Origin of the sequence: Lysobacter sp. S4-A87 (assembly GCF_022637455.1) — a bacterium.
GTDB lineage: Bacteria > Pseudomonadota > Gammaproteobacteria > Xanthomonadales > Xanthomonadaceae > Lysobacter_J.
Map to the genome: position 1 here is coordinate 2,118,023 of NZ_CP093341.1, position 22,873 is coordinate 2,140,895.

Sequence of the window (22,873 nt, forward strand, 5' to 3'; positions counted from 1 at the left end):
GCCCACCAGCTCGTTTGGCAAAGCAGACGGGTATGCTTCGCCCATTCCGCATCACACGAAGACCCGCTCAATGACCTTGCCGCACATCGACTTCAACTGGCTGGCGGTGATCGCCGCGGCCGTCTCCGCGTTCGTCCTGGGCGGGATCTGGTACGGACCGCTGTTCAAGCGCGTGTGGTGCCGCGAGGCCGGCATCGACCCGGACAGCGCTCCGCAGCACCCGAAGCTGACCTTCGCCACCGCCTTCGGCTGCAGCCTGCTGGCGTCGCTGATGTTCGCGATCTTCCTCGGTCCGGATGCCAATGCCGCCAGCGGCTTCGGCGCCGGCTTCGTGGTCGGCCTGTTCTTCGTCGCCATGAGCTTCGGCATCAACTACGCGTTCGCCCAGCGCAGCGCGAAGATGTGGATGATCGATGCCGGCTACCACATCGCCCAGTTCAGCCTGTACGGGCTGATCCTCGGCGCCTGGCACTGAGCCGCGGCCATGAGCGCGGCCCCGCTGGTCTGGTACTTCGATTTCATCTCGCCGTTCTCGTACCTGCAATGGCAGAAGCTCAAGCCGCTGCTGCGCGAGTTCGAGATCGACGGGACGCCGGTGCAGCTGGTGCCGATCGTGTTTGCCGCCGTGCTCGATGCCTGCGGCCAGAAGGGCCCGGCCGAGATCCCGGGCAAGCGTGAATTCACCTATCGGCACGTGCTGTGGCTGGCACGCCAGCAGGGCGTGCCGCTGCGCTTTCCGCCGACGCATCCGTTCAACCCGCTGGCGGCATTGCGGTTGAGCATCGCCGCGGGCAACACGCCCGAGGCGGTCGATTCGATCTACGACTGGCTGTGGGCACAGGGCCGCGCCGGCGACAGCCTCGAAGCGCTGGTGCCGCTGATGGCGGTACTCAACGTGCCCGCCGAGGCGCTCGACGCAGCGCCGACCAAGGCCGAACTGCGCGCCAACACCGATGCGGCGATCGCCGCCGGCGTCTACGGCGTGCCGACCCTGGCCGTGCACGGCGAGCTGTTCTGGGGCAACGACGCCCACGACTTCGCCCTGGCGGCGCTGCGCGAACCGGCGGTCCTGGATGACGCCGAGATGCAGCGGGTCTCGCAGCTGCCGGTCGGCCTGCAGCGCCGGCGCTGAGCGGCCGGAGCACAGACGTAGCCCGGGTAAGCGAAGCGCACCCGGGGCCCGACACGCACGACCCGGGTGCGCTTCGCTTACCCGGGCTACGGTCCGGTCCGATCGGTCCGATCCGGGCTCCATTCAGACTTCCGCTGCGCCGATCCCTTCGCGCAATGCTTTGCTGCACCCGCAGCGAGACGTCCTGCGCGAAGCAGGTATGCTGCGCGTCACAGTTTGACGCCAGCGCTGGTATTCGGAGGGGGAACATGCGCATTGGACTCGTGGTCGATTCGGCCTGCGACCTGCCATTGGAGTATCTGGAGCAACACAACGTCGATGTGTTGCCGATCACCGTGCGCATCGGCGAAGCGGTGCTCGCCGACCGTCGCAACGAACAGGCCACGCTCGAGTTCCTGCACGCCCACGTCGCCGAACGCGGCCACGAAGCGCAGACGACGCCCTACACCGTGCAGCAGATCCAGGACCTGTTCCTGAGCCGGCTGGTGATCGACTACGACTACGTGTTCTGCATGACGATCACCAAGACGCGCAGCCCGATCTTCGACAACGCGCAGCAGGCGAGTTTCGCGATCCTCAGCGACTACAAGGCTGCACGTTCGGCCGCCGGCAACAACACGCCGTTCGCGCTGCGCGTGGTCGACAGCCAGAACCTGTTCGCCGCCCAGGGCATCGGCGCGGTCGAGGCGGTGCGCCTGCGCGAAGCCGGTGAAGGCGCGCCGAAGATCCGCGCGCGCCTGGAGCACCTGGCCCTGCACACGCAGGGCTACATGGTTCCGCCGGACCTCTACTACCTGCGCAACCGTGCCCGCACCAAGGGCGACCGCAGCGTCAGCTTCATCAGCGCCGCACTGGGCAGCGCGCTCGACATCAAGCCGGTACTGCACTGCAATCGTGGCGAGACCGCCCCGGTCGCCAAGATCAAGGGCTTCGAACCGGCGGTGGAGAAGCTGTTCGAGCATGCCGCGCAGCGGGTCGAGGCCGGCGAACTGCTGACCCCGACGATGTGCCTGAGCTACGGCGGCGAACTCGACGACATGCGCAAGCTGCCGGGCTACGAGCGCCTGCGCAATGCCTGCGTCAACAACAACATCGAGCTGTTCGAGTCGGTGATGAGCCTGACCGGCATGGTCAACGTCGGCAAGGGCGCGGTGGTGGTCGGCTTCGCGGCCGAGGGTCAGAAGTTCCACGGCTAGGCATTGCCGTCACGGTGGCGGAGTAATGTAGGCGCACTGGTTCCTAAAACGACCGCACCCCGGACAGACTGCATGGCTACCCGTTTCTACATCCGGCTTCCCGATGCAACACGTGCGCGCGGCAGTGATGCCGCGCTCTCCTTCAGCGCCGTCAGCGCCGAAGGATTCGCCGAGCAGCTGCAGGCCGCGCTGCGCGACAACGCGCTGTTCGAACGCTGGAAAGCCCGCCAGGAGGATCCCGACGCGGTCGATCCCGCGCTCGGTGCGACCGACCCCGCGGCTTCCGTGCACGGCGAGCAGGACGACCTGCACATCGACCTCGTCGTGACCTCGACCATCTCTGGCACGGTCCTCAAGCACCGCCTGCGCCTGCTCGCCGGCGGCGGCTGGGAACTTCGGGACGTGACCTCGGCATGAGCCGGCGGTTGTTGTCGTGGAGCGGCGGCAAGGACGCGGCCTGGACCCTGCACACCTTGCAGCAGCGCGACGATGTCGAGGTCGTGGCCTTGCTGACCACCGTCACCAGCGGTTACGAGCGCGTCGCCATGCACGGCATTCGCCGCGACATCCTGCACGCGCAGGCCGAAGCGACGGGACTGCCGCTGATCGAAGCAGTGATCCCGCCCAAGTGCGACAACGACCACTATGAGTCCGCGTTCGCACTGGCGCTGGCGCAGGCGCGCGAACGCTGGCCGGACCTGGACTGCATCGCCTTCGGCGACCTCTACCTGGCCGATGTGCGCGCCTGGCGCGAGGCCTCGTGCGCGCGCCTGGGCTGGACGATCGACACGCCGTTGTTCGGCGCCGATACCGCGGCGCTGGCGCGCGAGATGACCGCTTCGGGACTGCAGGCGCGGCTGTGCTGCGTCGATACGCAGCAACTGGCGTCGGAGTTCAGCGGGCGCGCGTTCGACGATGCCCTTTTGGCCGCGCTGCCGCCGTCGTGCGATCCGTGCGGCGAGAACGGCGAGTTCCACACGCTGGTGCATGCCGGGCCGATGCTGCGCCGGCCCATCGCGTTGCAGGCGGGCGAGAAGGTGCTGCGCGACGATCGGTTCGCGTACGCCGACTTCCTGCTGGCGTAGCCGCATGCAGGTGCGGGAGGGGCTCGGCCCCTCCCATCGATGCTCAGTCGGCCAGGGCGTGGGCGTGGTGCGCGATGTGCTCGCCGATGAAGGTGGCAATGAAGTAGTAGCTGTGGTCGTACCCCGGGCGCAGGCGCAGATCGAGCGGATGGCCCGCGGCCTCGCACGCGTCGCGCAACAGCTGCGGCCGCAACTGCGTGGCCAGGAACTCGTCCGCCTCGCCCTGGTCGACCAGCAGCGGTAGCCGTTCGCCCGCACGGGCCACCAGTTCGCTCGCGTCCCAGGCTTTCCATGCCTCGCGGTCCTCGCCCAGGTACGCGGAGAAGGCCTTCTGCCCCCAGGGCACCTGGCTCGGCGCGACAATCGGCGAGAACGCCGACACGCTGCGGTAGCGTCCCGGGTTGCGCAGCGCGGCCACCAGCGCGCCGTGCCCGCCCATCGAATGGCCGCTGATCGCGCGCGCATCACTGGCGTGGAAGTGCGCCTCGACCAGCGCCGGCAACTCCCGGGTGACGTAGTCGTGCATCCGGTAGTGCGACGCCCACGGTGCCTGGGTGGCATCGACATAGAAGCCGGCGCCCTGGCCGATGTCGTAGCCATCGGCGTCAGCGATGCCCGGGCCGCGCGGACTGGTGTCGGGCGCGACCACGATCACCCCGTGCTCGGCGGCATGGCGCTGCGCACCGGCCTTGGTGATGAAGTTCTGCTCCGTGCAGGTCAGGCCGCTGAGCCAGTACAGCACCGGCAGCCTGCGCTGCCCGACCTGCGGTGGCAGGTAGACGGCCAGCCGCATCTCGCAGCCGAGCGATGCCGATGCGTGCTTCCACACTTCCTGCTGCCCGCCGAAGCAGGCATGCCGTTCGATCCGTTCCATCATTCTCCTTCCGGTTCAGGCCTTGAGCACGCCGGACTGCTTCGCCGCGTGCGTGGAAAGTGCATCCATCAGTGTCGGTGACAGGCAGTCATAGGGCTCCAGGCCCAGTTCGCGCAGGCGCGCGCGCACCGCAGTCCATGCGCGCCGGGTCGAAGCAAGATTTGATGATCGACGAAACGAACGCGGCAAAACCCGGATGCCCTGGTCCACGGATGGGTGGACGGCCACTGCACTGTTCATCGTTCACCTCCAGTCGTGGCGTCGCAGGTTCGCAGCGACGCGGGTGCCCCCCGGTGCGTGGCTCCCTCAGAAATGGATGACGGTGCGGATCGACTTGCCTTCGTGCATGAGGTCGAACGCCTCGTTGATCTGCTCCAGCGGCATCGTGTGGGTGATGAAGGGATCCAGCTGGATCTCGCCCTTCATCGCCTGCTCGACCATGCCCGGCAACTGCGTGCGGCCCTTGACGCCGCCGAAGGCCGAGCCGCGCCAGACGCGGCCGGTGACCAGCTGGAACGGCCGCGTGCGGATTTCCTGGCCGGCGCCGGCAACACCGATGATCACGCTCTCGCCCCAGCCCTTGTGGCAGCACTCCAATGCGGCGCGCATGACGTCGACGTTGCCGATGCATTCGAAGCTGAAGTCGACGCCGCCGTCGGTCAGCTCGACGATGACCTCCTGGATCGGCTTGTCATGGTCCTTCGGGTTGATGCAGTCGGTCGCGCCCATGCTGCGCGCCAGTTCGAACTTGCCCGGGTTGGTGTCGATGGCGACGATGCGCCCGGCCTTGGCCTGCACCGCGCCCTGGATCACCGCCAGGCCGATACCGCCCAGGCCGAACACCGCGACGCTGTCGCCGGCCTTGACCTTGGCGGTGTTGTGGACCGCGCCGATGCCGGTGGTGACGCCACAACCGAGCAGGCAGACCTTCTCCAGCGGCGCCTGCGGGTTGACCACGGCGAGCGAGACTTCCGCCACCACCGTGTACTCGCTGAAGGTGCTGGTGCCCATGTAGTGGTAGATGGGCTGGCCGTTGTAGGAGAAGCGCGTGGTGCCGTCGGGCATCAGGCCCTTGCCCTGGGTGGCGCGCACGGCCTGGCACAGGTTGGTCTTGCCCGACAGGCAGAACTTGCACTTGCGGCATTCGGCCGTGTACAGCGGGATCACGTGGTCGCCGGGCTTGACGCTGGTGACGCCTTCGCCGACTTCGATGACGATGCCGCCACCTTCGTGGCCGAGCACGCTCGGGAAGATGCCTTCCGGGTCGTCGCCGCTGAGCGTGAACGCATCGGTATGGCAGACACCGGTGTGGGTGATCTTCACCAGCACTTCGCCGGCCTTGGGCGGGGCGACGTCGATTTCGACGATCTGCAGCGGCTGGCCCGGGGCAAAGGCGACGGCGGCACGGCTTTTCATGGGAGGCGGATCCGGAGCGGGGAACAGCCGATGATTCTAGGCCCCGGGTGTAAAGCCAGTGTTGCCCACATCAGGCCGTAGCCCGGGTAAGGCCAAAGGCCGCACCCGGGGCAGACGCGCCCATGACCCCGGGTGCGGCCTTTGGCCTTACCCGGGCTACGTCAGCCGGTGTTCTGGATGCCGGCGGAGATGCCGTTGACGGTGGCCACCAGCGCCTGCAGCAACGCATCGTCGGGACGCCCGGCGGCGCGCCAGCGGGCGAGCAGGTCGACCTGCAGCAGGCTGATCGGGTCGACGTACGGATTCCTCAAGCGGATCGACTGGCGCAGGCGGTAGTCGCCGGCCAGCAGCTCGTCGCTGCCCTTGATTGCCAGTACCGCAGCGCGCGTGCGCTCGAACTCCGCGGCGATGCCCGGGTGGAAGCGCTCGTGCAGGTCCCCTGCGAGTTGCGAATAGCGCTCGAAGATCGCCGGATCGGACTTGGCCAGCATCATCTCCAGGTCGTCGACCAGGGTGCCGAAGAACGGCCAGTCGCGCGCCATTTCTGCCAGTGTGTCGCGGCCATGCGTCTGCAGCGCCTGCGTCAGCGCGCTGCCGACGCCGTACCAGGCGGTCAGGCCGGCGCGATTCTGCGACCAGGCGAACACCCACGGGATCGCCCGCAACGACGACACGTCGCCGTCGCCGGCGCGCTTGGCCGGACGCGAGCCGATGCGCAGGCGCTCGATCACGTCGATGGGCGTGGCGGCGCGGAAATAGGCCGGGAAATCCGGATGCTCGTGCACCAGCGCGCGGTAGTGACTGCGCGCGTTGGCCGACAGCTCGTTGGTGATGGCGCGCCAGGTGGCTTCGCGCGGCTCCGGCGGCCGTGGCCGCAGGGTCGCGCGCATCACCGCGCCGGCGGCCTGCTCGAGGTTGCGCAGCGCGATCGCGCGGATGCCGTACTTGCGGTGGATCACCTCGCCCTGCTCGGTCAAGCGCAGGTAACCGTCGACCGAACCTCGCGGCGCGGCGATCACCGCGCGCTCGGTCTTGCCGCCACCGCGGCTGATCGAACCGCCGCGGCCATGGAAGAAGGCAATGCGCACGCCACTTTCCTGCGCCAGTGCCGTCAGCGCGATCTGGGTGCGCTGCAGTGCCCAGCGCGAGGCCAGCATGCCGCCATCCTTTGCGCTGTCGGAGTACCCCAGCATCACCACCTGGCGGTCACCGCGCGCGGCAAGGTGGCGGCGATAGACCGGGTCGGCGAACAGCGCGCGCAGCGTATCGGGAGCGGCATCGAGGTCGTCGACGGTTTCGAACAGCGGCGCGACATCGAGCGGCACCCGGCCGTCGCCATCGATGCAGCCGGCGATGCGTGCCAGCGCCAGCACCGCCAGTGCGTCGGCGGCGCTGCGGCTCATGCTGACGATGTACGGGCCGAAGGCGCGCGGGCCGTAGCGCGGGCGCAGTCGCGCCACCGCGCGGAACACCTCCAGCGTCGGCCGCGCCTGGCCATTGCCAAGCGTCGGCGCCGGCGCACTGCCGTCGAGCAGGGCGTGCAGTCGCTGCGCGCGCTGTTCGCGGGTGCGCGATTCCCAGGCGGGATCGGCGAGCAGCTCGGCCAATGCCGCGTCGTGCGTCGCCGAATCCTGGCGCAGGTCGAGGCTGGCCAGATGGAACCCGAAGCATTCGATGCGGCGGCGCAGGCGGCGCACGGCGAAACCGCCGGCGTGCTCGCCCTGGTGCGCTGCCAGGCTGCGCTCGATCAGCGAGATGTCGGCCAGGAAAGTCGCAGCCTCCGGATACCCGTGGACATGGTCCTCAGCAGTGGCGCGCAGGCGCGCTCCGATCAGTGCCAGCAGGTTGCGGTAGGGCATGTCGGCGTGGCGCGGGCGCAACGCCGCGGCGGCCTTGGGCAGCAGGTAGCGGTATTCCTCGATGCGCGCCATCACCTCGTCGGCGACGCTGACGCGTCCCAGCGACTGGCTCAGCAGTTCGCCCAGTGCCGATACTTCCTGGCGGTACGCGCCCAGCACCAGCTTGCGCTGGCCGGCCAGGCTGGCGGCAATGGTGTCGGCGCCGACGTTCGGGTTGCCGTCCATGTCGCCACCGACCCAGGTGCCGAAGCCGATCACGTCCGGCGCCGGCGTGGCCTCACCGTAGGCTTCGCGCAGGGCGTCCTCGAACACTTCGTAGAACACCGGCAGCACCCGGTACAGCACTTCCGACAGGTAGAAGCCGACATGCTCGAACTCGTCGGCCACGCTCGGCTTCACCGGCGAGGCTTCGGCGGTCTGCCAGCCGGCGGTCAGCGCCAGTCGCATGCGCTCCAGGTCGGCGCGGTGTTCGTAGGGCGTGCGACTGCGGTCGATGTCGTCGATCAGGCAGGTGACGATCTGCCGTTCCTTTTCCAGCAGCGCGCGTCGCACCGCTTCGGTCGGGTGCGCGGTGAACACCGGTTCGATGCGCAGCCGCGACAGCAGGCCGACCACTTCGTCCAGGCTCACGCCCTGCGCGGCCAGCGACGACAGGACTTCGCGCAGGCTGCCGGGCTGCGCACTGGCGCCGCGGCGCTCGTAGTCGCGGCGGCGACGGATGCGATGGACGCGCTCGGCGACATTGACCGCCTGGAAGTACGTGGCGAAGGCACGGACGAGGTCGCTGGCATGTTCGAGCTCGGTGCCGGCCAGTGCCTGCGCCAGTTCGGCGACCGGCGCCTGGCTTTCGCGGCGGCGGATCGCGGCCCGGCGCAGGCGCTCGACTTCGGCCAGGAACTGCGGGCCCCGCTGCTCGGCCAGGATCTCGCCGACCAGGGCACCGACGGTTTTGACGTCCTCGCGCAGGAGCGCGTCGTTGGGCGCGAACTCGACGACGCGCAAGGGTTCTTCGGCGGGCTCCGCACTCGACTCGGAGGCGGACTGGATCGTGCGGCTCATGGTCATCCGCCGAGCCTACCGCACTGCAACAATTAACGGCGACGGTTTCAGGCGCAACGGATGGGACGGGGCTCCGGAGTCGTGTTCATGCCCCCGCGGCGGCCTCCCGGGCCTGCCCATGGCGTTTCATGTCCAGAATGCCGTCACGCCGTCCTTCGCGCCCTCCACTCCCGGGAAGGAGTGGACCCCGTTCCGCATCTCGTGGTGATAACCCATGACCCGAACCTTGGTTCTGCTGCTGAGCTGCTTCGCCCTGCTCTCCTGCGAAGCCCCTGCCCCCCGTGACGAGAAGGCTGCGGCGGCGCCGCCGCTGTTCGACACGTTCGGGCAACTGCACCGCGACATCGGCACGCGCGTGCCGGAAGCGCAGCGCTATTTCGACCAGGGCCTGCGCCTGGCCTACGGCTTCAACCACGAGGCGGCCGGCCGCGCATTTGCCGAAGCAGAGCGCCTCGACCCCAAGTGCGCGATGTGCGTGTGGGGCCAGGCGCTGGTGCTGGGTCCCAACATCAACCTGCCGATGCCGCCGGAGCTGGCGGCCGATGCGACCCTGCTGGCCACGCGCGCGCAGGACCTGGCCAAAGGCGCCAAACCGGCCGACCGCGCCCTGATCGCGGCACTGGCCAAGCGCTACACCGCCCCCGCACCCGACGATCGCAAGGCACTCGACGAGGCCTATGCGAAGGCGATGGGTGAGGCCGCGACGCAGTTCCCCGACGACGACGACATCGCCACGCTCTACGCCGAATCGCTGATGGACCTGTCGCCGTGGGCGTACTGGGACGCCGACGGCCAGCCTGGCCTGCATACCGGGACCCTGGTCGCCATGCTGGAGAAGGTGCTGCAACGCAATCCCGACCACATCGGTGCGGCCCACTACTACATCCATGCCGTCGAAGCGTCGAACGACCCCAAGCGCGCCGAAGGCTATGCCGACAAGCTCGCTGCGCTGGCGCCGGGTTCCGGTCACCTGGTGCACATGCCTGCGCATGTCTACATCCGCATCGGCCGCTACCACGACGCCACCCTGAGCAACTTCGCCGCCAGCACCGCCGACAAGGATTTCCTTGCCGTATGCCGCGGCAGCAACGGCGCGTACCCGCTGGGCTACGTGCCGCACAACTGGCACTTCGCGGCGATGTCCGCGGCGCTGCATGGCTCGCGCACGCTGACGATGCAGGCCGCCGAGCAGACCGCCAAGCGGGTCGACCCGCAGCAGATGGAAGCGATGAGCTTCATGCAGCAGTTCCTGGTCACGCCGCTGTTCGCGCAGGTCCGCTTCGGCGAATGGGAGCAGATACTGGCGACGCAGGAGGCGCCGGCGGCTTTGCCGTTCCCGCAAGGGGTCTGGCATTTCGCCCGCGGCATGGCGCTGGTGCGCACCGGCAAACCGGCCGCCGCGCGCAAGGAGCTGCGCGCGCTGCAGGCCATTGGCGCCGACCCGGCGCTGGCGAAAGTGGGATTGTTCGGCATGAACAGCGCCGACAAGGTGCTTGCCGTTGCCGAGCCGATGCTGCGCGGCGAGATCGCGCTGGCCGAGCGTCAGCGCAACACCGGCCTCGCCGCGTTGCGCGACGCCGTCGCCGCCGAGGACAAGCTCAACTACAACGAGCCAGCGGACTGGCCGCTGCCGGTACGGCCGTACCTGGGCGCGGCGCTGCTCGATGCCGGGCGTGCGAAGGATGCGGTTGCCGTGTACCAGGAGGATCTGAAGACGTATCCGGAGAACGGCTGGTCGCTGTACGGCCTGGCGCAGGCACAGAAGAAGCTCAAGCAGGATCCGGGCGATGCCGAGCGGCGCTATGCGGCAGCGTGGGAATGGGCGGATGTGAAGCTGGCGGCTTCGCGGTTCTAGGATGCGCCCGGAGTGCGCATCGCAGGCCACCCCGGTCAACGGTCGGTGGCCTGGCCTGCCTGCACGGGCTCAGTAGGCGAACTCGGTGAAGACCGGATCGACGTTGCCGCCCCACGGGCCATGGAACAACTCGAGCTTGCGCTCGGCCGGGGTGATGCCGGCCTCGGCGAACTCCATCATCGGATCCAGATAGATCGACTCGTCGGCGCCGTTGCGGTTGAGGCGTGCGCGCCTGGCCAGGCCGTGCGCGGAAATCTCCAGCGCCCTGCGTGCAAGATCGAGCACCGTGCCGCCACGGAACGGCAGCTTCAACGCCTGGCGCGGCACGCCATCGCGCAGGGCGTGGCGTTCTTCCAGAGTGAAATCCTTGACCAGGTCCCAGGCGGCGTCGAGCGCCGTATCGTCGTAGAGCAGGCCGATCCAGAACGCGGGCAAAGCGCAGATGCGGTTCCACGGGCCGGAATCGGCGCCGCGCATCTCCAGGTACTTCTTCAACCGCACTTCCGGGAAGGCGGTGGTGCTGTGGTCGGCCCAGTCGCGCAGCAGCGGACGCTGGCCCGGGTAGGCCGGCAGCTTGCCGTCGAGGTAATCGCGGAAGGACTGGCCGGAGGCGTCGATGTACTCGCCGTCGCGGTAGACGAAGTACATCGGCACGTCGAGCAGGTAGTCGACATAGCGCTCGTAACCGAAGCCGTCCTCGAAGACGAAATCGAGCAGGCCGGTGCGGCCGGCATCGGTGTCGGTCCAGATGTGCGAACGGTAGCTGAGGTAGCCGTTGGGCTTGCCCTCGGTGAAGGGCGAGTCGGCGAACAGCGCGGTCGCGATCGGCTGCAGCGCGAGCGAGACGCGGAACTTCTTCACCATGTCGGCTTCGGAGCCGACATCGAGGTTGACCTGCACGGTGGACGTGCGGGTCATCATGTCCAGGCCGAGCGAGCCGACCTTGGGCATGTACTCGCGCATGATCTTGTAGCGGCCCTTGGGCATCCACGGCATCTCGTCGCGGCGCCACTTGGGCTGGAAGCCCATGCCGAGGAAGCCCAGTCCCATCGGCTCGGCGATCGCGCGCACTTCCTTGAGATGGCTGGAGGTTTCGCTGCAGGTCTGGTGCAGGTTCTCCAGCGGCGCGCCGGACAGCTCCAGCTGGCCGGCCGGCTCCAGCGATACCGAGGCCTGGTCGCGGGTGAGCGCGATGACGCGGCCATGCTCCTCGACCGGCTGCCAGCCGAATCGGGTCAGGCCCTTGAGCAGCGCCTCGATGCCGCGATCACCGTCGAAGGTGGGCGGGCGCAGGTCATCGTTGCGGAAACCGAACTTCTCGTGCTCGGTGCCGATCTTCCAGTCCTCGCGCGGGCGCGCGCCGGAGCTGAGGAACTCGACCAGGTCGGCCCGGCCCTCAATGGCTACTTCCTTGACATGACTGGGACCGGACACGTGCACCTCGCGGGGGGAACTCCATCTGCAGGGCCGTTGCCCTGCTCGCGCGATGTGGCCAAAGCGCGGAACGGCGATGCAGTGTCGCGATTACTCCCGCAACCGGCGACGTGAAGGCATCAACCTGACCTGCATGGTGGGGACGTACCCGGTGATAGCAAGCCTTGCGCAGTGTAGCGGTGCGCGAATCTGGAACAATGGCGGCCTTGAAACGCTGTAGGTCGCCTTTTGGCTATCGACAGGGGGCCTGGTGGCGGACCCGGGTGCGGCCTTTGGCCTTACCCGGGCTACAGAGTGCCCCGGAGTCGTAGCCCGGGTAAGCGAAGCGCACCCGGGACCAGGCATGCCCCCATTCCGCCCGCGCTGCGCTGCGGCATGCCTTATGGGACAGTGCTGCCTACACTGGCCGAATGTCGCAATTGCAGTTCATCGGTCGCAGCAAGAAGACCAAGACCACCTCGCTCGACATCGCCCACCGGGCCGGCGTCTCGCAGGCAACGGTATCGCGCGTGCTGCGCGGCAGCCCGCTGGTCAATGCCGAAACCCGGCGCCGGGTAGAGGACGCCGTCCGCGAGCTCAACTACAAGGTCGACCGCCACGCCTCGAGCCTGCGCACGCAGCGTTCGGGCACGCTGGCACTGCTGCTGTTCGAGGACCCGACCCCGGACGAGTCGCACATCAACCCGTTCTTCCTGTCGATGGTCGGCTCGATCACCCGCGCCTGCGCGCGCGAGGGCCAGGACCTGCTGATCTCGTTCCAGCAGCTGTCCGACGACTGGCATGCCGACTACGAGGACAGCATGAAGGCCGACGGCCTGATCCTGCTCGGCTACGGCGACTACCTGGCCTACCAGGGCAAGCTGGAGAAGCTGGTCGAGCAGGGCACGCGCTTCGTCCGCTGGGGCGCCGTGCTGCCGGACCAGCCCGGTCAGTCGATCGGCTGCGACAACTTCAACGGTGGCCGCCTGGCCGGCGAGCACCTGGTCGGCCTGGGGCGTCGTCGCATCGCCTTCCTCGGCGGCGCCTCGAGCCATTGCCCCGAGTTCTTCGACCGCTTCCGCGGCTGCGATGCAGCCATGCGCGAAGTCGGCGTGGCGATGGAAGCGATCCTGCAGGTCGATGCGGAGAGCTCGGAGGAGGACGGCTACAACGCCGCCGCCGAGCTGATCGAGCGCGGTGGTGCCTTCGATGCGGTGTTCGCGGCCAGCGACCTGATCGCCATCGGGGCGATGCGCGCGCTGGCCGATGCCGGCCTGCGCGTGCCGGAAGACGTCGCCGTGGTCGGCTTTGACGACATCCCGATGGCGCGTTTCGCCACGCCGCCGCTGACCACGATATTCCAGGACACCAAGCGCGCCGGCGAACTGCTGGTGGAGACGCTGATGCGCCAGGTGCACGGCGAGGCGACGCAGAGCATCACGCTGCCGGCGTCGCTGGTGGTGCGCAAGTCGAGCGGGGCCTGATTCTCCTTTAGGCTATGCCCCCGGGGGCCCGTGCAACGCGGGCGCGGGACATGGAACGGGGACGGGGAACGGGGATGAAGGTGTTCAGACGATTGCTCGTCGTGATGGCGATGGCCGTGACGTTTCCGGCCGTGGCCCAGGTCGATGTTCCGGCCTTCCTCAAGAAGGACAGCTTCGGCGCCATCAAGATTTCGCCGACTGGCGAGTACTACGCCGCGACCGTACCGCTGGTGGATCGCACGGTCCTGGTCGTGATCCGGCGCGCCGACAAGACCTTCACCGCCAAGGTGTCAGGCGGCGAGAACTCGGAAGTCGACGACTTCTGGTGGGTCAACGACGAACGTGTCGTGATCAGCATGGCCGAGCGCTTCAGCACGCTGGAGAAGCCGCTGCCGACCGGTGAACTGCACGCCATCAACGCCGACGGATCGTCCCCCAAGAAGCTGGTGGGAAACGATGAATCCACCGCGCTCGTGCAGGTGGTCAAGTTCGACGGCTTCACCGCGGCGTACCTGATCGACGACCTGCCCGCGGACGACCGCAACGTGCTGATTTCGGTGCAGGCATACAGTGCCAATCCGCAGACGCGCATCGACCAGTTGAACGTCTACAGCGGCCGCCAGTCGACGGTTGCGACCGCGCCCGTCAGGCGCGCCCGATTCACTACCGACCGCTCCGGCGAAGTCCGCTTCGCGCGCGGCGCCGGCAATGACAATTTCAGCAAGCTGTACTACCGCGAGGGCCGCGACGGCGACTGGCGGCTGATCAACGACGAAGCAACCAGCGGCCACGTCGAATGGGCGCTGGGCTTCGCGGCCGACAATCGCACTGCCTACCTCCAGGTCGAACGCGAACGCGGCCCCGATGCCATCGTCGCCATGGACATGGCCACCGGCCAGCGCCGCGAACTGCTGGCCGACCCGAACGTCGACCCATACCAGATCATCTTCGACCACGACGGCAGCGTTCCGGTCGGCGCGACGTACATGAGGGAGCGGATCGAAAGCCGCTTCTTCGACGAGACTTCGACCCGGGCCAGGCTGCAGCGGATGCTGGAGAAGGCGTTCGCGAACCAGACCGTGGAAGTCACCTCCAGCACGGCCGACGGGCGCCTGTGCCTGGTACTGGTGTCGAGCGACCGCAATCCGGGCGACTTCTACCTGTTCGATACGCAGAGCCGCCACGCAAGCCTGTTGTTCAGCCGCGCCGGCTGGCTGGACCCCGGGAAGATGGCGCCGACGCGATCCATCGAGCTTGCGGCCAGGGACGGCGTGCGCCTGCACGGCTACCTCACGCTGCCGCCGGGTTCGACTGGAAAGAACCTGCCGATGGTCGTGGTGCCGCACGGCGGCCCATTTGGCCTGTTCGACGAGATCGGCTTCGGGCGCGAGTCGCAGATACTGGCCGCAGCCGGCTACGCCGTGCTGCAGGTCAACTTCCGCGGGTCCGGCAACTACGGCCGCTCGTTCCTGCAGGCAGGTGCGCGGCAGTTTGGCGGAACGATGCAGGACGATGTCACCGATGCCACCCGCTGGGCCATCGACCAGGGCATCGCCGATCGCAAGCGCCTTTGCATCTACGGTGCCAGCTACGGCGGCTACGCGGCCATGATGGGCGCGGCGCGCGAACCGGATCTGTACGCATGTGCTGCAGGCTATGTCGGCGTGTACGACCTGCCCATGAAGCACGAGGCCAACTCGTCCGAAGCCAGGTGGATGCGCAACTGGTCCAACGACTGGATGGGTGAACGCGACACCCTGGAGCAACGCTCACCCAATCGTATTGCCGACCGCATCAAGGTTCCGGTGTTCCTCGCGGCCGGCGGCAAGGACGAGATCGCACCGATCAAGCACAGCAAGCTGATGGAGGCGTCATTGCGCTCGGCCGGCGTTCCGGTCGAGACGCTGTACTTCCCGACCGAAGGCCACGGCTTCTATACGCAGGAGCACCAGACCGAGTTCTACGGCCGATTGCTGGACTTCCTGGGGCGTCACCTTGGCGGTGCCAAGGCCGGCAGCGGGGCCGCCTCGGCGGCCAAGTAATTACGGCCCTCTCCCCAGCGGCCAGGGAGAGGGTGCTTGCTACTGCGGGCGCTTCGTCCGCATCGCCGCGTCCAGTTCGCGCCGAAGGTCGGCGCGCTCCACCGGCGCATCCAGCAGGTACACCTGTGCGCCGTGCGCCGGCACGGTCGCCGCCAGCGCCTTGCCATCGGCAACATCCACCGCGCCACCGCCGATCGCCGCTTTCCAGCGCCCCGCCTGCAGCCAGCGCTTCACTTCGAATGCCACCGGCGCATCGCCCTTGTTCAACAGCACCAGCGCGATCTGCGACACGCCTTCGTGCTGGTACACGCGATAGAACGCGGCACGGTCACCCTTGAGCAGCACGTCCAGCTGCACGCCACGCTGCAGCGCCGGCGAGGCGGCGCGAACGGTGGCGATGCGCTTGAGGTTCTCGCGGATCGGATTGCCGACCGCGGCGTCGACCCGTTGCTGGCCGAAGTAGTTGCGGTTGCCGGCATGCTCGGCGCGGCCGCGCATGAAGCCGACCTCCGAACCGTAATAGACCACCGGGATGCCGCGCGCGGTGAACAGCCAGTTGTGTGCGTCGATGAAACCTTCGTCACTGGCGTCCAGGCGCGGCATGTCGTGGTTGTCGTAGAACGTCATCAGGTCATACGGGTTGGCGTACGGCCCGCCCTGCAGGTACAGCCGTGGCTGCAGGTTCTCGAAACCGTAGGGCTTGTCGCCACGGCCGAACACCTGCGCCATGCGCTCCTTCATCGGGAAGTCGAGCACGCTGATCGAACCGTTCTTCGCCCAGGTATGCGGTGCGATCTTGTCGGGGTCGTACTCGAAGTTCTCGCCGAACATGAAAAGGCCCGGCCGCTGCGCGCGCATGCGGTCGGCGAACTGCTTCCAGAACCCGTGCGGCATCCAGCCGATGGTGTCGATGCGCAACGCATCGGCGCCCTGCCCCAGCCACTGCAGGTACGCACCTGACAAATAGTCGAGCACGGCCGGATTGCCGTCGTTGAAGCTGGCCAGCTCGGCGATCTCCGCCGGCGAGCGGTAGAACGCATGCAGCGGGTTGTGCGCTGGATCGAGCTTTTCCGGCGGCAGGTTCTGGTGATCGGCGAGCAGCTTGCCGGCGCGATCGTAGACCTTGCCGAACTCCGGCTGGCTGCGTGGCATCGAGAACGCTGGAGAGGCGTGGTTGCCGACGATGTCGAGCACCACCTTCATCTGCTGGCCGTGCATCGCCTGGGTGAACCCGGCGAAATCCAGGCCCGGACTGGGCAGGTGCTCGTCGAGCTTGTAGAAGTTCACGCCCCAGTAGCCGTGGTAGCCGGTCTTGCCCTGGTCGGTCCAGAAGCTGCCCCAGCTGACCGGCTTGCCGCCGGTGAAGGCAGCATCGGGCTGGTCGACGATCGGCGTGATCCACACCGCCGTGAAACCCATGTCGCGAATGTAGCCGACGTTGTCGAGCACGCCTTTGAAGTCGCCGCCGAGGTAGCCGATGTTGTCGGTCTCGCCATTCGGTCCCGGCACCGGCCGGTCGAAACTGCGCGTGGCCGGGTCCGGTCCGCCCTGGTCGCGGTGGTCGTTGCCCGTGTCGCCATTGACGAAACGGTCGGTGACAACGAAGTACACCGCTTCGCTGGCGAACGGCTCCAGCGTGCCGTAGTACTGCGGCGCGCTGTCGGCGGCGGTCGCCTGCGCGCAGATCGCGGCCAGCAGCAGGGCCGCGAGTGGGCGGAGTTTCAGGTTCGGCATTGGCACACGTCTCAATGGCTGGCGGCAAGCGTGGCCGCACGCGGGTCGCGCACGCGCAGCACGCACAGGCCGGCGACAAACAGGCTGATGGCACCGATGGTGAGCGCCTGGATGGGTTGTCCGCCGAAGAATGTGTTCAACAGGAAACCCAGCAGGCTCGCCGCGATCAGCTGCGGGATCACGATGAAGAAGTTGAAGATGCCCATGAACACGCCCATCTTCTCCGACGGCACGCTGTCGGCCAGCAGCGCATACGGCAGCGACAGGATCGAAGCCCAGGCGAAGCCGACGCCGACCATCGACAGCAGCAACCAGTGCGGATCGCGGATGAAGAGGAACGAGATCAGCCCCAGGCCGCCGAGCCACACGTTGATCAGGTGACTCATGCGCAGGCCGATGCGGCGCACCATCCACGGGATCACCACCGCCGCCAGCGCAGCAAAGCCGTTATAGGCCGCAAAGAGAACGCCGACCCAGTTGGCGCCTTCGTTGTACGCGGCCGAAGCGGTATCGCTGCTGCCGTAGTGGACAGCGGTGACGGCACCGGTGGTGTAGATCCACATGCCGAACAGGGCGAACCAGGAGAAGAACTGGACGACGGCGAGGCGGCGCATCTCCGCCGGCATGTCGTGCATGTCGCCGATGATGTGGGCGAAGGCGCTGTCGCGACTGGCCAGCGTCACCAGCAGCAGCGCCAGTCCGTAGCCTGCGGCCAGGCCGGCGAGGATGTAGAGCTGCTTGTCGAGCGCGTAGTGCAACACCACGAAGGCGCCGGCGGCGCCGAGCGCGAGCCACACCAGGCCGTTGCGGCGCGCGCGCGCGTGGTCGAGCGTGCGTCGCGGCGCGCGCTGCAGGGTGTCGTGCGCGCGCAGCACGTCCGGCGGGTACTCGCGGGTGCTGAGGATGGTCCAGCCGACCGACAGCATCAGCACCGCGCCGCCGAAGTAGAAGGCATAGCGGACGGTGTCGGGGACTTCGCCGGGGCCGGCGGTGTTGCCGACGCCGACCTGCGCCAGGAACCACGGCAGCAGACTGGCGATGACCGAGCCGACGCCGATGAAGAAGCTCTGCATGGCGTAGCCGCCTGCGCGCTGCGAGGTCGGCAGCTGGTCACCGACGAAGGCGCGGAAGGGCTCCATCGAAATGTTGATCGACGCGTCGAGCACCCACAGCAGGCCGGCGGCGATCCACAGCGTCGGCGAGTTCGGCATCGCCAGCAGCGCCAGCGTCGCCAGCACCGCGCCGACGAGGAAGTAAGGACGGCGCCGCCCCAGTCCCGTCCAGGTGCGGTCGGACAGGTAGCCGACGATCGGCTGCACGATCAGCCCGGTCAGCGGTGCGGCGATCCACAACGCCGGGATCTCGTCCACGCTGGCGCCGAGGGTCTGGAAGATGCGGCTGACATTGGCGTTCTGCAGGGCGAATCCGAACTGGATGCCGAGGAAGCCGAAGCACATGTTCCAGATCTGCCAGAACGTCAGCTGCGGTTTTGTGGTCATTGGCTGGCCGATCTCGTTGGGTTGGCGTCATTCCCGCGAACGCGGGAATCCAGGGACTTCGACTTTGACTTTGATGAGAGCGGAAGTCACTGGGTCGCCGCCTTCGCGGGGGCGACGGGCACCACGTGCAGCTCCCCCAGCTGGGCCGAGTTCAACGCCCCCGTCGCTCCACCGGTGCCGCCGGTGTAATGGGCGAAGTGGCTCAGGTAGCTCATGTTGAAGCCGTCACGCAGGTCGAAACGGCATTGCGCGCCCGCCTTGGCGTCGAATACGACCGCACTGGAGAGCTGCCGTGCCTGACCGTGCGGCATCACCAGCGTGCCCGTCTGTTGCGGCTGCCCGGCGCAGTCCACCACCAGCACCTTCACCGCGGCGGTGATGCCGGTGTTGATCGGCCCGTGTGCATTGAGGAAATCCAGGCGCACCGAGAACGTGCCGCCCGCCGGCGCGGTCCACTGCCGCGGCCATTCGCCGGCGACCTGCCCTTCCTCGCCGATGCAGCGGGTGGGGCTGTGCAGCGACTCCAGGCCATCGCTGCCGACGCGGGTCAGGCTGAGGCACTGCTGGTACGGCCGGTTGGCCAGGGTGACCGGAGCAGATGCCGTACCCGAATCGGCGCTGCGCTTGCCGTCCACGTACAGTCGCGTGCCCGGCGCGAGCACGATCTGCCATTGCCCCGCGATCCTGTGTGGCTGCGGCGCCTCGGGCGAAGGCGGGGCGAATGTCGCGGCATCCGTCGCCAGGGTCGCCGGCGCGCTGCGCGTGGCAGTGAGATCGACGAGGGTGTCGCTTCCTTCAACGCGCGTTGACCCGGCGACCAGCAGGTCGCCATCGATCACGCGTGGACGCCGCAAGGTCACTTTCCGGTCGCGCAACTGCAGCGAGATCGCGTCCTGGTCGCCGAACAGCGTCGGCACCAGCTCGGCAGGCAGCATCGGCTTGACGCTGCCGTCCTCGCCGACGCCGAACACGCCTTGGATGACCATGTCCAGGTACGCCGCCACCGACCACAGCTGCCGTGGCGAGTTGACCACCGGGCCGCTGTGCGCACCGTCTTCGACGTGCACGGCCTGCGTGACCAGTTCGAAATTCTCCATGTTCGAGCCGGCCAGCGCGGCACCGCGCATCATCGAGCGGATCTCATGGGCGATGCGCGGCGCGTGCCCGACCGTGCGCGCGGCGCGCAGAGAGTAAGCGCTGACGAACGGCCAGATCGCGCGATTGTGGTAGATCGCGGTGTCCGGCTGCTGCGGCCAGATCACCGGGCTGCCGCTGTCCAGCGCCGGGTAGCGCGACAGCGCGCGGCGCGCGCGATCGGCCGGAGCGATGCCGCTTTCGATCACCAGCGCCAGGCCGAGCAGGTCATAGGCCTCGAACGGCACGCGGTGCTCGGCCGTGCCGATGTAACTCATGTACAGGCCGCGATCCTCTCGCCAGAAGGCGCGATCGATGGCCTTGCCAAGCGCATCGGCCTGGCGGGAATAGGTCGCCGCGCGCGGGTCGCCGCGACGCCCGGCCATCTTTTCGCCCAGCCGCAGCGCCTGGTACTGCAGGACGTTGGTCGAAAGGGCGAACGACTGCGCGATGAAGCCGACATCGTTCGCAGTCCAGCGCGGATAGGACTGCTCACGCCAGTCGAGGTAGGAGGTTTCGCCGCGATAGAGCCCGACGTTGTCGTCGAAGACGAAGGCGCGGTCCTGCGCCAGCGTGTCGGTCAGCGCGCGCCAGGTCTCGTCGGCGAAGCGATTGCTGTCGGCACTGCTGGCGTCGACCAGATGCCGCGCCGCCAGGAACCACACCACCCGGTCACTGCTGATCGGCCAGCTGCCGCCCGAGCCGGTGTCCTGGGCGACGAAGAATCCGCCGGCGGCCGCGGGCGGCCTGACGCCCGACAGCTTGAAGCGCAATGAGGCCCGCGTGCGTTCGGGCGACACCCGTGCCAATGCGAGGTCGGCCGCGTAGGAGACATCGCGGGTCCAGACGTAGCGCCACTTCTCGCCGGTCTCGAAGCATGGACAGGCGATCGGCTTGCCGTTGTCGAAGGCGCTGTCGGTGATCGATTCGACCTGCGCCTGCTCCAGCTCGGCCTGGGCGAGCGCGAACAGGCCGTCGAACAACGGGCTCGCGGTCTGGCTGCGCAAGGGCTGCGCCGGGACTGTGCGCGGCGATGCGGCGCCGGCAAGCACATAGGTCGAGTCCTGCTGGCTCATGGTCACCGTCTGCCCGCGCCAGGCCAGTCCGTGCTGCCATGCAGCATCGTCCGGCGCGGCCGGCTCATGCGCCAGCGCGGCCATACAGGCGATGGCGAGCAGGCAGGCACCCATGGCCAGAACCCCGGCCGGGACCCTTGCCCTTGCGGCTTGACTCATGCGTCGCCCCTTTTCGATCAGCGGCCATGGTAGTTCGCGGCGCCGATGCACAAGCGCTTGCTGCATACGTATTCATCGCCTTGCCGAGGGACCAGGCAATCCCGGCGGGCATGCGGCGTGGAATAGTGCGCACCAGCGCGCATCCGACCGATGCGCCCAACGACACAAGCGGCGCGCGGATGACGATGGCGGCAGTCACAACGGACAGGCAGGTGGCAATGCAGCAGACCATGCCCCCTAACAGCGCAGCATGGTGGCGCGGCGCGGTGATCTACCAGATCTACCCGCGCAGCTTCCTTGACACCAATGGCGACGGCGTCGGCGACCTGCCCGGCATCATCGAGCGGCTGGACTATGTCGCCAGCCTCGGCGTCGATGCGATCTGGATCTCGCCGTTCTTCAAATCGCCGATGGCCGACTTCGGTTACGACATCGCCGATTACCGCGACGTCGACCCGCTGTTCGGCACGCTCGACGACTTCGACCGCCTGCTGGCCAAGGCGCACTCGCTCGGCATCCGGGTGATGATCGACCAGGTGCTCAGCCACACCTCGGTCGAGCACGCTTGGTTCAAGGAGAGCCGCGAGAGCCGCGACAACGCCCGCGCCGACTGGTACGTGTGGGCCGACGCCAGGCCCGACGGCACCCCGCCCAACAACTGGCTGTCGCTGTTCGGCGGCGTCGCCTGGCGCTGGGAACCGCGCCGCGGCCAGTACTTCCTGCACAACTTCCTGTCGTCGCAGCCGGACCTCAACTTCCACAACCCGGCGGTGCGCGAAGCGACGCTGGACAATGTGAAATTCTGGCTCGACCGCGGCGTCGACGGCCTGCGCCTGGACGCGATCAACTTCTGCTTCCACGACCAGCAGCTGCGCGACAACCCGCCCAAGCCGGCGGAACTGCGCACGGGTCGCGGCTTCAGCCCGGACAACCCGTACGCGTTCCAGTACCACCACTACAACAACACGCAGCCGCAGAACCTCGACTTCCTCGAGGACCTGCGCGCCCTGCTCGACCGCTACCCGGGCGCGACCACGCTGGGCGAGATCTCCTCGGAGGACTCGCTGGCAACGATGGGCGAGTACGTCAACGAGCAGCGCCTGCACATGGGCTACAGCTTCGAGCTGCTGACCGACGACTTCAGCGCCGCCTACATCCGCGGCACGGTCGAGGACCTGGAAGCGAAGATGACCCGCGGCTGGCCGTGCTGGGCGATCTCCAACCACGATGTTCGCCGCGCAGTGACGCGCTGGGGCGGCGACGACGCGCCCGACGACCTGGCCAAGCAGCTGGTGGCGCTGGTGTGCTCGCTGCGCGGCTCGGTCTGCCTGTACCAGGGCGAGGAACTGGGGCTGACCGAAGCGGAGGTTCCGTTCGAATCGCTGCAGGATCCCTACGGCATCGCGTTCTGGCCAAACTTCAAGGGCCGCGATGGCTGCCGCACGCCGATGCCGTGGAACGGTGGCACGCATTCAGGCTTCAGCGACGGCAAGCCGTGGCTGCCGGTGGCCGCCACGCACAGCGCGCGCAGCGTTGCCGTGCAGGATGCGCAGGCCGATTCGGTGCTCAACGGCGTCCGCCACCTGATGCGCTGGCGCAAGGCGCACCCGGCACTCGTTGCCGGCGACATCGCCTTCCTCGATGCGCCCGAGCCGGTGCTGGCCTTCACCCGCGGCAGCGACGACGAATCGTTGCTGGTGGTGTTCAACCTGTCGGCACAGCCGCAGCAGTGGACACTGCCGGCGCAGCTGGGCGCGCTGGTGGCTGTCGACGATCACGGCCTGCTGGCCGGACGGATCGAAGCGGGACGGCTGCAGCTGCCTGCGCACGCGGTCTTCTTCTCGCGGATTGGCTGA

Annotated in this window: 16 protein-coding genes and 1 pseudogene; 9 read left to right on the forward strand and 8 right to left on the reverse strand. The window is 68.0% G+C overall.

What is annotated here, in order from left to right:
* The first annotated feature begins 70 nt into the window (after positions 1–70).
* The 5 genes from MNR01_RS09565 (at position 71) to MNR01_RS09585 (ending at position 3,413) form a co-directional block, all read left to right on the forward strand.
* Complete coding sequence (locus MNR01_RS09565) at positions 71–475, forward strand: DUF1761 domain-containing protein (protein ID WP_241917598.1); 405 nt, start codon at positions 71–73, stop codon at positions 473–475.
* Positions 476–484: 9 nt separating this feature from the next.
* Complete coding sequence (locus tag MNR01_RS09570; RefSeq protein WP_241917599.1) at positions 485–1,132, forward strand: 2-hydroxychromene-2-carboxylate isomerase; 648 nt, start codon at positions 485–487, stop codon at positions 1,130–1,132.
* A 248-nt stretch (positions 1,133–1,380) separates the two neighbouring features.
* Positions 1,381–2,328, forward strand: a complete 948-nt coding sequence (locus MNR01_RS09575) for a DegV family protein (RefSeq protein ID WP_241917600.1) — start codon at positions 1,381–1,383, stop codon at positions 2,326–2,328.
* 72 nt (positions 2,329–2,400) lie between these two features.
* Positions 2,401–2,745, forward strand: a complete 345-nt coding sequence (locus MNR01_RS09580) for a hypothetical protein (protein ID WP_241917601.1) — start codon at positions 2,401–2,403, stop codon at positions 2,743–2,745.
* Positions 2,742–3,413, forward strand: a complete 672-nt coding sequence (locus MNR01_RS09585; RefSeq protein ID WP_241917602.1) for an adenine nucleotide alpha hydrolase — start codon at positions 2,742–2,744, stop codon at positions 3,411–3,413. The genes MNR01_RS09580 and MNR01_RS09585 overlap by 4 nt, the downstream gene beginning before the upstream one ends.
* 43 nt (positions 3,414–3,456) lie before the next feature.
* Here MNR01_RS09585 and fghA read toward each other — a convergent pair whose 3' ends face one another.
* From fghA to ppc, 4 genes and pseudogenes are all read right to left on the reverse strand, one after another.
* Positions 3,457–4,287, reverse strand: coding sequence for an S-formylglutathione hydrolase (gene fghA / locus MNR01_RS09590; protein WP_241917603.1), 831 nt, complete (start codon positions 4,285–4,287; stop codon positions 3,457–3,459).
* Between the two features lie 15 nt (positions 4,288–4,302).
* Positions 4,303–4,483 (reverse strand): annotated as a pseudogene (locus tag MNR01_RS09595) (glutathione-dependent formaldehyde-activating protein); the annotation flags it as partial.
* 110 nt (positions 4,484–4,593) lie between these two features.
* Positions 4,594–5,703: an S-(hydroxymethyl)glutathione dehydrogenase/class III alcohol dehydrogenase gene (locus MNR01_RS09600; protein WP_241917604.1), complete on the reverse strand. Its 1,110-nt coding sequence runs from the start codon at positions 5,701–5,703 to the stop codon at positions 4,594–4,596.
* Between the two features lie 161 nt (positions 5,704–5,864).
* On the reverse strand, positions 5,865–8,621 hold the full coding sequence (gene ppc / locus MNR01_RS09605; RefSeq protein ID WP_241917605.1) for a phosphoenolpyruvate carboxylase: 2,757 nt from the start codon (positions 8,619–8,621) through the stop codon (positions 5,865–5,867).
* A 214-nt stretch (positions 8,622–8,835) separates the two neighbouring features.
* Here ppc and MNR01_RS09610 point away from each other — a divergent pair, with 214 nt between their 5' ends.
* Positions 8,836–10,476 (forward strand): hypothetical protein, encoded by a 1,641-nt coding sequence (locus MNR01_RS09610; protein ID WP_241917606.1) that lies wholly within the window; start codon positions 8,836–8,838, stop codon positions 10,474–10,476.
* 69 nt (positions 10,477–10,545) lie between these two features.
* Here the strand turns inward: MNR01_RS09610 and MNR01_RS09615 are convergent, their stop codons facing one another.
* Positions 10,546–11,910 (reverse strand): glutamate--cysteine ligase, encoded by a 1,365-nt coding sequence (locus tag MNR01_RS09615; protein ID WP_241917607.1) that lies wholly within the window; start codon positions 11,908–11,910, stop codon positions 10,546–10,548.
* Positions 11,911–12,320: 410 nt separating this feature from the next.
* Between MNR01_RS09615 and MNR01_RS09620 the strand changes: the two genes are divergently transcribed.
* Positions 12,321–13,373: a LacI family DNA-binding transcriptional regulator gene (locus MNR01_RS09620; protein WP_241917608.1), complete on the forward strand. Its 1,053-nt coding sequence runs from the start codon at positions 12,321–12,323 to the stop codon at positions 13,371–13,373.
* Positions 13,374–13,447: 74 nt separating this feature from the next.
* Positions 13,448–15,415, forward strand: coding sequence for a S9 family peptidase (locus MNR01_RS09625; protein ID WP_241917609.1), 1,968 nt, complete (start codon positions 13,448–13,450; stop codon positions 15,413–15,415).
* Between the two features lie 39 nt (positions 15,416–15,454).
* Here MNR01_RS09625 and MNR01_RS09630 read toward each other — a convergent pair whose 3' ends face one another.
* From MNR01_RS09630 to MNR01_RS09640, 3 genes are all read right to left on the reverse strand, one after another.
* On the reverse strand, positions 15,455–17,149 hold the full coding sequence (locus MNR01_RS09630; protein ID WP_241917610.1) for an alpha-amylase family glycosyl hydrolase: 1,695 nt from the start codon (positions 17,147–17,149) through the stop codon (positions 15,455–15,457).
* Between the two features lie 11 nt (positions 17,150–17,160).
* Positions 17,161–18,648, reverse strand: coding sequence for an MFS transporter (locus tag MNR01_RS09635; RefSeq protein WP_241917611.1), 1,488 nt, complete (start codon positions 18,646–18,648; stop codon positions 17,161–17,163).
* Between the two features lie 86 nt (positions 18,649–18,734).
* The gene (locus MNR01_RS09640) at positions 18,735–21,017 is read right to left on the reverse strand and encodes a Six-hairpin glycosidase-like protein (RefSeq protein ID WP_241917612.1); all 2,283 of its coding nucleotides are present in this window, start codon (positions 21,015–21,017) and stop codon (positions 18,735–18,737) included.
* A 230-nt stretch (positions 21,018–21,247) separates the two neighbouring features.
* On the opposite strand from MNR01_RS09640, the gene MNR01_RS09645 reads away from it, so the two are divergent.
* Positions 21,248–22,873, forward strand: coding sequence for an alpha-glucosidase family protein (locus MNR01_RS09645; RefSeq protein WP_241917613.1), 1,626 nt, complete (start codon positions 21,248–21,250; stop codon positions 22,871–22,873).